This window comes from Streptomyces sp. NPDC059785, assembly GCF_042732375.1.
Taxonomy (GTDB): Bacteria; Actinomycetota; Actinomycetes; order Streptomycetales; family Streptomycetaceae; genus Streptomyces.
In genome coordinates, this window is record NZ_JBHWHV010000061.1 from 48,263 (window position 1) to 59,477 (window position 11,215).

General features: G+C 71.6%; 10 protein-coding genes and 1 tRNA gene. 4 read left to right on the top strand and 7 right to left on the bottom strand.

The genetic code is table 11. The features are described from left to right. Window positions 1–325: 325 nt before the first annotated feature. Window positions 326–1,381 (top strand): LacI family DNA-binding transcriptional regulator, encoded by a 1,056-nt coding sequence (locus ACFV6E_RS34390; protein WP_385175405.1) that lies wholly within the window; start codon window positions 326–328, stop codon window positions 1,379–1,381. A gap of 363 nt (window positions 1,382–1,744) precedes the next feature. On the opposite strand, the gene ACFV6E_RS34395 is transcribed toward ACFV6E_RS34390, so the two are convergent. The 5 genes from ACFV6E_RS34395 to ACFV6E_RS34415 form a co-directional block, all read right to left on the bottom strand. After that, the gene (locus ACFV6E_RS34395; RefSeq protein WP_385176975.1) at window positions 1,745–2,254 is read right to left on the bottom strand and encodes a GNAT family N-acetyltransferase; all 510 of its coding nucleotides are present in this window, start codon (window positions 2,252–2,254) and stop codon (window positions 1,745–1,747) included. Between the two features lie 77 nt (window positions 2,255–2,331). Further along, window positions 2,332–2,404 (bottom strand) — tRNA-His (locus ACFV6E_RS34400). Between the two features lie 114 nt (window positions 2,405–2,518). Continuing rightward, complete coding sequence (gene orn / locus ACFV6E_RS34405) at window positions 2,519–3,121, bottom strand: oligoribonuclease (protein ID WP_385176970.1); 603 nt, start codon at window positions 3,119–3,121, stop codon at window positions 2,519–2,521. A 114-nt stretch (window positions 3,122–3,235) separates the two neighbouring features. Continuing rightward, window positions 3,236–4,471, bottom strand: coding sequence for a helix-turn-helix domain-containing protein (locus ACFV6E_RS34410; RefSeq protein ID WP_385176968.1), 1,236 nt, complete (start codon window positions 4,469–4,471; stop codon window positions 3,236–3,238). 387 nt (window positions 4,472–4,858) lie between these two features. Beyond that, on the bottom strand, window positions 4,859–5,194 hold the full coding sequence (locus ACFV6E_RS34415) for a hypothetical protein (RefSeq protein ID WP_385176973.1): 336 nt from the start codon (window positions 5,192–5,194) through the stop codon (window positions 4,859–4,861). A gap of 500 nt (window positions 5,195–5,694) precedes the next feature. Here ACFV6E_RS34415 and ACFV6E_RS34420 point away from each other — a divergent pair, with 500 nt between their 5' ends. Beyond that, window positions 5,695–6,222, top strand: a complete 528-nt coding sequence (locus ACFV6E_RS34420) for a universal stress protein (RefSeq protein ID WP_385176966.1) — start codon at window positions 5,695–5,697, stop codon at window positions 6,220–6,222. Between the two features lie 254 nt (window positions 6,223–6,476). Further along, window positions 6,477–7,046, top strand: coding sequence for a GPR1/FUN34/YaaH family transporter (locus tag ACFV6E_RS34425; RefSeq protein ID WP_385176965.1), 570 nt, complete (start codon window positions 6,477–6,479; stop codon window positions 7,044–7,046). Between the two features lie 189 nt (window positions 7,047–7,235). Here the strand turns inward: ACFV6E_RS34425 and glmS are convergent, their stop codons facing one another. Continuing rightward, complete coding sequence (glmS, locus tag ACFV6E_RS34430) at window positions 7,236–9,053, bottom strand: glutamine--fructose-6-phosphate transaminase (isomerizing) (RefSeq protein WP_385176963.1); 1,818 nt, start codon at window positions 9,051–9,053, stop codon at window positions 7,236–7,238. An 85-nt stretch (window positions 9,054–9,138) separates the two neighbouring features. Further along, window positions 9,139–9,396: a hypothetical protein gene (locus tag ACFV6E_RS34435; RefSeq protein ID WP_385176961.1), complete on the bottom strand. Its 258-nt coding sequence runs from the start codon at window positions 9,394–9,396 to the stop codon at window positions 9,139–9,141. A 163-nt stretch (window positions 9,397–9,559) separates the two neighbouring features. On the opposite strand from ACFV6E_RS34435, the gene ACFV6E_RS34440 reads away from it, so the two are divergent. Next, window positions 9,560–11,125, top strand: a complete 1,566-nt coding sequence (locus ACFV6E_RS34440) for a purple acid phosphatase family protein (RefSeq protein ID WP_385176971.1) — start codon at window positions 9,560–9,562, stop codon at window positions 11,123–11,125. Window positions 11,126–11,215: the final 90 nt, after the last annotated feature.

Sequence of the window (11,215 nt, forward strand, 5' to 3'; positions counted from 1 at the left end):
AGTCGTCGGTTCGAGCGAGGGTGTCAAGGGTGGGGGAGGGCGCAGTTGTCTTCAGTTATCGGCCCGTTAACTAACCGCGCTCGGTGGTCCGGGTGCGGGGTGGCGGACCACAAAGATGCTTCACAGCATGGAAGGTGATCGGGCCGCGGGACGCAAGCGATTGCGCCACGAACGGCGGAACGGACGGGCGCCGGCCGGGCCCGCCGCGGTGCGAGGCGGCGCCGGGCGGGAACCGGGCCGACAGCGCCCCCGGCCCTTCCGGGCGACCGGCCCTCGATCAGGGCTGTTAGATTCCAAGGCCGAGCGGTGTGATGAGAGGCGGACCATGGCAGGCCACGGAGCGCGGGGCCGGAGCGGCGGACGGCCGACCCTCGAGGAGGTCGCCGCCCGCGCCGGGGTGGGCCGCGGCACGGTGTCCCGGGTGATCAACGGTTCACCCAGGGTCAGCGACGCCACGCGCGCGGCCGTCGAGGCGGCGGTGGCGGAGCTCGGCTATGTGCCGAACACGGCGGCCCGGGCGCTCGCCGCCAACCGTACGGACGCCATCGCGCTCGTCGTCCCCGAGCCGGAGACCCGCTTCTTCGCCGAGCCGTACTTCTCCGACATGCTGCGCGGCGTGGGCGCGGAGCTGTCCGAGACGGAGATGCAGCTCCTGCTGATCTTCGCGGGCAACGACCGGGAGCGCCGCCGCCTCGCCCAGTACCTGGCGGCGCACCGGGTGGACGGCGTGCTGCTGGTGTCCGTGCACGCCGACGACCCGCTGCCCGACCTGCTGTCCCAGCTCGAGATCCCGGCGGTGATCTCCGGCCGCAGGTCCGCGGACGAGACGCTGGCGTCGGTCGACTCCGACAACCTCGGCGGCGGCCGGGTCGCCGTCGAGCACCTGGTCGCCCGGGGCCGGAGCACCATCGCCCACCTGGCCGGACGCCTCGACGTCTTCGGCGCCCAGCGCCGTATCGAGGGCTACCGGCTGGGGCTGCACGAGGCCGGGCGCGAGGTCGACGAGTCGCTGATCGTCCCCGGGGACTTCACCGAGGAGGGCGGCCGGCGCGCGATGACGGAGCTGCTGGAGCGCTGCCCGGCGCTCGACGCGGTCTTCGCGGGCTCCGACGTGATGGCGGCCGGCGCCCGGCAGGTGCTGCGCGAGGCCGGCCGCCGCATACCCGACGACGTGGCCCTGGTCGGCTACGACGACTCGGCCATCGCCCGGCACATGGACCCGCCGCTGACGAGCGTGCGCCAGCCGATCGAGGAGATGGGTCGCGCGATGATCGACCTCCTGCTCGGCGAGATCGCCGACCGCCGCCCGGCCGCTTCCCGGGGCCTGGAACGCCGCCAGCTCGTCCTGCCCACGGAACTGGTGCCCCGGGCGTCGTCCTGACCCACCGGGTCCAGAGCCTGTGTCTGAACCCCGGCCGGGCGTGCGACGCCTGGCACGCACTCCCCCTAGCTCTGCGAGCAGGGGGACCCCCAGCCGCGTTGCCGAAACGCCCTGGTAGCTCCTCCCCCAAGGTCTTAAGGACCAGGGGGACCCCCACCGAGGACGCTCCGGCGCCTTGCGATCGCACGCTCCCCCAAGCTCTCGGCTTCTCCCCCACTCTCGGCTTCTCCCCCACTCTCGGCTTCTCCCCCACTCTCGGCTTCTCCCCCACTCTCGGCTTCGCTCGAGCGGGGGGACCCCCATGAGCAGGGGGGACCCCCATGACGCCGCGCGCTGATCCGACCAGGGTTTAGACACAGGCTTTCAGCCCCCGGTCCGCAGCTCCCACCTGACCTCGCCGTCCTGTTCCCGGCCGGTCGGCTCCAGGCCCGCCGCCGCGGCGACGGCCGCGGACGCGCTGTGGCCGGGGTGGACATGGGCGACGACGGTACGGACCTCCGGCTGCTCCACCAGGGCGGCGACCAGCGTACGGGCCGCCTCGACGGCGTAACCGCGGCCCTGCCGGTCCGTGCCCACCACCCAGGCGATCTCCGCCTCCGCCGCGGTGACCGTCGCCTGGACGGTGCCCACCAGACAGTCCTCCGTGCGCAGCCGCAGCACCCAGTTGCACCAGCTCACGCCGGGATCGGGAGAGCCCGCCACCAGTCGCTCGTACCGGGCGCGCAGGGCGTCGGGGCCGAGCGGGGCGCCGCCGATGAAGGTGTGCAGCGCGGGGTCGGCCAGTACGGCGGCCATCTCCCCGGCGTGCGCCACGCGCAGGGGGACCAGGTCCAGGCGGGGAGCGGGAAGGAGCCGGAGGAGCCGGGGGGTCATGCGGGGCACACACCAATCCTCGCCGGATACGCAGTCAGCCGGTGACCTGACGAACAGGTCACCGGCTGACTGATCAGGGTGAGTGACGGGACTTGAACCCGCGGCATCCTGGACCACAACCAGGTGCTCTACCAGCTGAGCTACACCCACCATGACCGGCGGTTCTCCGCGTGGTTCCCCGACCGGCTGAGAAAAAGTGTACAGGGTCCGAAGGGGTGCTCGCGCCCGCCTTTCTGCGGTGGCGGGCGGGAGGCGGGGGAGGGCCTACCGCGCAGGCAGGACGTGCTTCGCCGCGATCGTGCGGGCCGTGTCCGAGTCGGGTCCCGGCTGCGGGACGAAGACGGCCTCGCGGTAGTAGCGCAGCTCGGCGATCGACTCGCGGATGTCGGCGAGGGCGCGGTGGTTGCCGTTCTTCTCCGGACTGTTGAAGTACGCCCGCGGATACCAGCGGCGGGCCAGCTCCTTGACGGAGGAGACGTCCACGATCCGGTAGTGCAGGTAGTCCTCCAGGGTCGGCATGTCACGGAGGAGGAAGCCGCGGTCCGTGCCGACCGAGTTGCCGCACAGCGGGGCCTTGCCCGGCTCCTTGACGTGCTCGCGCACATAGGAGAGGACCTGCTCCTCGGCGTCCGCCAGCGTCGTGCCGCCGGCCAGTTCGTCGAGGAGGCCGGACGCGGTGTGCATCTCGCGCACCACGTCGGGCATGGTCTCCAGCGCGGCGTCGGGCGGGCGGATCACGATGTCCACCCCTTCGCCGAGCACGTTCAGCTCAGAGTCGGTGACCAGCGCGGCCACCTCGATGAGCGCGTCGTCGGACAGCGAGAGTCCGGTCATCTCGCAGTCGATCCACACCATGCGATCGTTCATGTGTCTTACCCTACGGCCCGCCCGGCGCGGCCGGGCCGCCCCTGCGCGCGGGCGGGCGCGCGGACGGCCCGGGCGGCGGCCGCGGGGGCCCCGCCCGGAACCGTCCTCACACCGCTACGGCGCGCTGCGCTGGCCGGGCAGGCTCGCCCGTCCCGCCGCGTACAGGTCGCCGTGGTGCCGGGCGGCCTCCGTCGACAGCGAGGCGGCCGGCCCGAAGGCGCTCGCCGCCGCCGTACGCCGGGTTTGCAGCGGCACGGGTCCCTCCGGGTGCAGCGACAGCGGGGGTCCCGAGGGCCCCGTCGCGCCGTCCCCGTCGGAGGGCTTGTCACCCTGCGGCCTGCGCGCCCGGTAGGCGGCGCGGTACGCGGCCGGCGACGAGCCGAGCTGGCGGCGGAAGTGCCCGCGCAGCGCCACCGGCGAGCGGAAGCCGCAGCGGCCCGCGACCTCGTCCACCGAGTAGTCGGACGTCTCGAGCAGCCGCTGCGCCTGGAGCACCCGCTGGGTGATCAGCCACTGGAGCGGCGCGCTCCCGGTGAGCGAGCGGAAGCGGCGGTCGAACGTACGCCTGCTCATGTACGCGCGTGCCGCCAGCGTCTCCACGTCGAACTGCTCGTGCAGGTGTTCCAGGGCCCAGGCGACGACCTCCGCGAGCGGGTCGGCGCCGATCTCCTCGGGTAAAGACCTGTCGAGGTAGCGCTCCTGGCCGCCGCTGCGGCGCGGCGGGACCACCAGACGGCGGGCGAGCGCGCCGGCCGCCTCGTTGCCGTGGTCCGTGCGCACGATGTGCAGACAGAGATCGATTCCGGCCGCGGTGCCCGCCGAGGTCAGCACGTCGCCGTCGTCCACGAAGAGTTCGCGCGGGTCGACGTGGACCGACGGGTAGCGCTTGGCGAGCGTCGGCGCGTACATCCAGTGGGTGGTGGCCGGGCGGCCGTCGAGCAGGCCGGCGGCGGCCAGGACGAAGGCGCCGGTGCACAGACCCACTATGCGGGCGCCCTCCTCGTGCGCCCGGCGCAGCGCGTCGAGCGCCTCCTCCGGCGGCGGCGAGGTGATCGACCGCCAGGCCGGCACGACGACGGTGCCCGCCCGCGATATCGCCTCGAGCCCATGCGGTGCGGTGAGTTCCAGGCCGCCGGTGGTCCGCAGCGGACCTTCCTCGCCGGCGCACACCAGCAGCCGGTAGCGCGGGACGCCCGCGTCCTGGCGGTCGATGCCGAACACCGACAGCGGTATGGAACTCTCGAAGATGGGGCCGCCGCTGAACAGCAGCACCGCGACGATCTCCTTGCGGCGGCGCCCGGAAAGCTTCCGGGCCGCTCCTTCCGGCGCGGCAGTGGAGTCGTGGCTCATACTGCTAAGCCCCCCTCGGTGGTCGCGGCACCCATAACCTTTCGGGTCTGTCGCTCCAACACGTTTCCCCTCGGTCCTGCACGAGTCCCCCGCCGTAAGACAGTCAAGATCGAATCTACTGTGTCTCGCAGTGCCGGCGTGACCAGTTCACCATCCGGCACATTGTCGACATGGCAACTTGGCGTGAAGCATTCGATCACGAAGCGTTGCACTCGCGGGCCGTGCAGGGAAGTGCGCCTCGTCCCAGTGGCCGGTCCCCGTAGGGTGCGCGCACCTTGCGAGACCTCTTTTGTGCAGGTGGAACGGTAGTTGGGGGGTCCTTCGGCCAAGGCATGCACGGGTAGCAGAAGTTGGCTGAAAACAAGCGGGAGTGTGCGCACAAACCGGTCAGTCGACCGGCGAATGCCCGCCATTTCGCCGGCCGCTCCGACGGGCCCCGGAACCGGCCCTGCCGGAGGCCCCGGACCGCCCCGGACGGGCGCCCCGCGCGTGGCCGCCCCGCGGGCTCCGCGGGCCGCTCCTGCCGTGCCGTCCGCGGTGCGGCAGCGGCTCCTCCTCGAGCAGCGGCACCGAGCCCCGCTCGGACTGCCGCAGCAGCAGCCGGCAGATCCCGGTCACGGCGGCCAGACCCAGCGCCGTGCCGGCCGCTCCGGCGAGGGACGCGCCGTACCAGACGAGTACCACGGGGACCAGGACGCAGCTGAAGGCGGCCCAGCGCACCATGCCGGTCGTCGCGTCCGCGGCGGGCGTCGCGTCCGGCGCGGACGCCCCGGCGGTCCGGTCCGGCGCGGCGGCCCGCGTCGCGTCGGCGGCCTCGGGCGCGGTCTCTGTTCCGGGCACGCTGTGCTCCCTCGTCCTGTCCCGTGCCTCTCCCGTGCCTTCCGGGGCGGCGGCTCACCGCTTCAACGTCTGTTCGACCGGCCGGTCACTGCCGGGCGGCCCGGCTCCCGCTTACGCGCGCGAGATGTCCGCCGGACGGCCGCGCCGCGACCCCTCCGCGCGGGTGAACCCTGTGCAAATCGCCTGTACGAGGCAGCAACCATTGCGTTACGGGCGCCCCCTCATGCATGCTCCCTGGAACCCCGCGCAGCAGGCGCGGGATCTGGGCGGAGGAGGCGTGCCGCCGTACCCTTGGGGGTATGGGGTTGGGAAGATGATTCCCGGACACAGCTCCGCCGCACTCTGCCGTCCCACCCACTGAGGATCCAGACGCCGAGACACCCATGGCCGGTCACGAATTCTTCGATCCCGCGGACCGCAAGCGCCCCGTCGCCGACCCCACGGCGGCCGAGCCCTCGGCGGCGGAAGAACCACGTCATTCCTGCGATCCCGCGTTCCAGCACGGTGTCGTCGTCGGCTTCGACGGCTCGACGTCCAGCGAGCGCGCCCTCGCGTACGCGATCGGCATGGCCCACCGCTCGGGCTCGGGCCTGATCATCGTGCATGTCGCCAACCGGCTGCCCACCACGGTGTGGGCGGGCTGCGAGCCCCCTGTCTTCGTCGACGTGCCGGACCACCGCACCGAGGTGCTCGGGCTGGAACTGGCCTGTGCGGACTATCTGTCCGAAGTGCCGTGGATCCTCGTCGAGCGCGGCGGCGACATCTGCCACGAACTCGAAGAGGTGGGGCGGGAGTACGAGGCGGACGCCATCGTCGTCGGCTCCACGCACGGCATCGTCGGGCGGATCTTCGGCTCGGTGGCGGGCCGGCTCGCGAAACGCGCGAAACGCCCCGTGATCGTCATTCCGTAGCCGCTGCCGGCTCACTTCTCGCTTCCCGAACCCCCGGGCGCCGCCGCCGTGCGCAACTCCGGCTCGCCGGGCGTGCGTTGTGGGGCGCGCACCGGCTTTCCGCACTCCACTGCATAAATCTACCCGCGCGTAGGGGTGTTTGTGCCTTTGTGAAGGGCATATACCGGTCGCCGGTCCTCCTGTACCGGTCGATCGGGCACAGCCCGACCGCACATGCACCACCCGCACGACCACATGCAAGAAGGGAGCCCGCCGTGGACAAGGAAGTTCCCGCGGGAAGCAGCACCTCCGCCTTCGGCCAACTCGCCCTCGGAATCAGCCTGCTGGCCTTCGGCCTCGGCAACACCGGAGTGATAGACGGCGTCACGGCGGCAGGTTCCGTCTCCCTCGCCACCTACGTCGGCGGTGTCGCGCTCTTCATCGCCGGGCTGTTCGCGCTCCGTGAGCGCGACGTGCTCACCGGCACGGCCTTCGCGCTGCTCGGCGCGCTCTGGTTCACCTGGGGCGTCTCCGCGGACCAGCGGATGCCGTCCGGCGCGGCCGGTCTCTTCCTGCTGCTGTTCGCCCTCGTCGCGCTCACCCTGACGGCCGGATCGGGCGGTGCCCCGCTGCTCACCCGGGCGCTGTACGTGCTGCTGTTCCTGGCGTTCGTGCTGCTGGCCCTCGGCCAGTTCCGCGGTTCCGGCTGGCTCACCCAGGCCGGCGGCTGGTTCGCCGTCGCCGACGGGGCACTCGCCTGGTACGCGGGCACGGCGGTCCTCGCCCACTGGCCCACCGCACTGCCGGCACACGCCGGAGGCCGGGGCGTCACCGTCACCGGCTGACCGGACGCCGGCCGGGAAGGGATGCACCCCTGGCTCCGCCGGAGCCGGGGGAGGGCGGCTCCCGCTTCCCGGCGGCCGGGGCAATGGGCGGCCCCGGTCTCCCCGGACGATCCCTGCGCGATGGTGGCATGCGCAGGGATCGTCCATGTCCGGGCGAGGACCGGGCAGGGTCCCTGACGGGACCGGTGGCTACTCCACCGTCACGGACTTGGCGAGGTTGCGGGGCTTGTCGATGTCCCGGCCGAGCGCCAACGCCGTGTGGTAGGCGAGGAGTTGGAGCGGGATGCCCATGAGGATCGGGTCCAGCTCGTCCTCGTTCTTCGGCACGACGATCGTCTGGTCGGCCTTCGGCTGCTCCTGGTGCGCGACCGCGAGTATCTTGCCGCTGCGGGCCTTGATCTCCTCCAGGGCGGCGCGGTTCTTCTCCAGGAGGTCGTCGTCGGGGACGATCGCGACCGTCGGCAGGGCGGGCTCGATCAGCGCGAGGGGGCCGTGCTTCAGCTCGGAGGCGGGGTACGCCTCGGCGTGGATGTACGAGACCTCCTTCAGCTTCAGCGAGGCCTCGCGGGCCACCGGGTAACCCCGGACGCGGCCGATGAAGAGCATCGAGCGGGCCTGGGCGTACTGCTCGGCCAGCTTCTTGATCTCGTCCTCCTGCTCCAGGATCTCGGTGATCTGGGCGGGGAGGCGGCGCAGGCCCTCGATGATCCGCTTGCCGTCGCGGACGGAGAGGTCACGGGTGCGGCCCAGGTGCAGCGCGAGCAGCGCGAAGGCGACCGTGGTGTTGGTGAAGCACTTGGTGGAGACGACGCAGACCTCGGGGCCCGCGTGCACGTACATGCCGCCGTCGGCCTCGCGGGCGATGGCGGAGCCCACCACGTTCACCACGCCGAGGACCCGGGCGCCCTTGCGCTTCAGCTCCTGGACGGCGGCCAGCACGTCGTAGGTCTCGCCGGACTGGGAGACGGCGACGTACAGGGTGTCGGGGTCGACGACCGCGTTGCGGTAGCGGAACTCGGAGGCCGGCTCGGCGTCCGCGGGGATGCGGGCCAGCTCCTCGATCATCTGGGCGCCGATCATGCCCGCGTGGTACGAGGTGCCGCAGCCGAGGATCTTGACCCGGCGGATCTGGCGGGCCTCGCGGGCGTCCAGGTTGAGGCCGCCGAGGTGCACGGTGGAGAAGCGGTCGTCGATGCGGCCGCGCAGCACGCGGTCCACGGCGTCGGCCTGCTCGTGGATCTCCTTGTGCATGTAGGTGTCGTGGCCGCCCATGTCGTACGACTCGGCCTCCCACTCCACGGTGGTCGGCTCGGACGTGGTCCGGGTGCCCTCGGTGGTGTAGGTGCGGAAGTCGTCGGCCTTGAGGGTGGCCATCTCGCCGTCGTCGAGGGTGACGATCTGGCGGGTGTGGGTGACGAGCGCGGCAACGTCCGAGGCGACGAACATCTCCTTCTCGCCTATGCCGAGGACGACGGGGGAGCCGTTGCGGGCCACCACGATGCGCTCGGGGAAGTCGGCGTGCAGCACCGCGATGCCGTAGGTGCCCTCGATGACCCGGACCGCCTCGCGGACCTTGTCCTCCAGCTTCTCGTGCTGGGAGCGGGCGATGAGGTGGGTGAGGACCTCGGTGTCGGTCTCGGAGAGGAACTCGACGCCGTCGGCCTCGAGCTTCTTCCGCAGGTCGGCGGCGTTGTCGATGATGCCGTTGTGGACGACGGCGACCTTGTTGTCCGCGGACATGTGCGGGTGGGCGTTGACGTCGGAGGGGGCGCCGTGGGTGGCCCAGCGGGTGTGGGCGATGCCGGTCGTGCCCTTGAAGCGGGCGGGGACCTTGGCCTCCAGGTCGCGGACCCGGCCCTTGGCCTTGACCATCTTCAGGCCGGCCGACTTCGGGGTGGTGACGACGATGCCCGCCGAGTCGTAGCCGCGGTACTCCAGGCGCTGCAAACCCTCCAGGAGCAGCGGTGCCACGTCACGCCTGCCGATATATCCCACGATCCCGCACATGTGTCCCTCGGTTCCCCTCTGTCGTTCTTCGGCTCTGTCGTTCGTCCGGCCCGGCCGTCCGCCCGGCGGTGCCGGGCCCGTGCGCTCAGCCGTAGACGATGCGGCGCAGCTGTCTGAGCGTGAGCTCGGGCGGCGCGACCGCGCGGTAGGTCAGGTCCGCCGCGATCCGTTCGAAGATCGTCGCGTTGACCAGGCCCTGGGCCTGAAGCTCGCGGTGGCGGCGGCGGACGTAGTCCTCGGTCGTCTCGTCGAAGTAGGCGAGCACGTCCTGGATCACCCGCAGCGCCTCGCCCCGGCTGAGGGGCGTGGAGCGCGTCAGGTGATCGACAAGTTCCTCGTGCACCCGTTGATCCTGGGGTACTGCGGGCCTATCCGCAAGAATCCTGCCCGATATCGGGCAAACGGCTGTTGAAACTCTTATGGGGGGCTGTTTACAAGCTGTACACCCTGTGTCTCGTGCCGCGTTGTGTGCCTGGAGCAACTTCTGCCCCATGGACATTCCACGCATGGGCGTACCGGAGAAGCTGGCCGAGCGGATGAGCATGGCCGAGCAGCACGAGTACCTCCGGGCCCGATTCTCCCGGCGCACGATGATGCGGGGCGGCGCCGTCACCCTCGGCGCCGTCGCCGGCGGCGCCTTCGTGCCGGGAGCGACCGCGCAGGCGGCCACCCCGGCCGCACGCACGAGCACCGCCAACCGGACGGTGGACGGCTCGCTCGTCGCCCCCTTCGGCCGCCACCTCGCCTACGGCGCCGACCCGCGCACCGAGATGACCGTCTCCTGGCAGGTCCCGGTCGCGGTCAAGAAGCCGTTCATCCGGATCGGCGCGCACCCCTGGGACCTCTCCCGCAAGATCGAGGCCGAGGTCCGGGCGCTGCACACCCCGGCCGGCGTCGGCGCGAGCGGCGACCACACCCAGTACTACCTGCACGCCCGGCTGACCCACCTCAAGCCCGGCAGGACGTACTACTACGGCGTCGGCCACCAGGGCTTCGACCCGGCGTCCGCGCACCTCGCGGGCACGCTCGGCACCTTCACCACCGCGCCCGCGCGCGCCGAGGCGTTCACCTTCACCGCCTTCGGCGACCAGGGCGTCAGCTACCACGGCCTGGCCAACGACAGCCTGATCCTGGGCCAGAACCCCGCCTTCCACCTGCACGCGGGCGACATCGCGTACGCGGACCCGGCGGGCCAGGGCAAGAGCGAGGACAGCGGCTTCGACTCGCGCGTCTGGGACCAGTTCCTCGCGCAGACCGAGTCGGTCGCCAAGCAGGTGCCGTGGATGGTCGCGTACGGCAACCACGACATGGAGGCCTGGTACTCGCCCAACGGGTACGGCGGCGAGGAGGCCCGCTGGCAGCTCCCGGAGAACGGGCCCGACAAGACGAACCTGCCCGGCGTCTACACCTTCGTGCACGGCAACACCGCCGTGATATCCCTCGACGCCAACGACATCTCCTTCGAGATCCCCGCCAACCTCGGCATCTCCGGCGGCACCCAGACCACGTGGCTGGAGCGGCAGCTCAAGAAGTACCGCGCGGAGAAGGACATCGACTTCATCGTCGTCTTCTTCCACCACTGCGCGTACTGCACCTCCACCGCCCACGCCTCCGAGGGCGGCGTGCGCCAGGAGTGGGTGCCGCTGTTCGAGAAGTACACCGTCGACCTGGTGATCAACGGCCACAACCACGTCTACGAGCGCACCGACGTCCTCAAAGGCGGCGAGGTCTCCAAGGAACTGCCGATCGGCGGCACCACGCACCCGGAGACCGACGGCGTCGTCTACGTGACGGCGGGCGCGGCGGGCAAGAGCCTGTACGCGTTCAGTGCCGACGAGACCTACGAGGGCCACGAGAAGGACGTCGAGTCGGTGTCCTCCTTCGTCTGCCTGAAGGACGGCGCGAAGCAGAACGAGACGGTCGCCTGGTCGCGGGTGCGGTATCTCGACTACTCGTTCCTGCGGGTGGACGTGCAGCCCGCGAAGGGCCGTACGGCCACGCTGACCGTGCGCGGCATCGCGGAGACCGGTGAGGAGATCGACCGGTTCACGGTCGAGCGCAGGCTCCGCTGATCACGGGTTTTCGTCCGCGGGTCCGCTGTGGCTGGTCGCGCAGTTCCCCGCGTCCCTGGAAGGCCCGCCGCGCCCCTCAGGGGCGCGGCC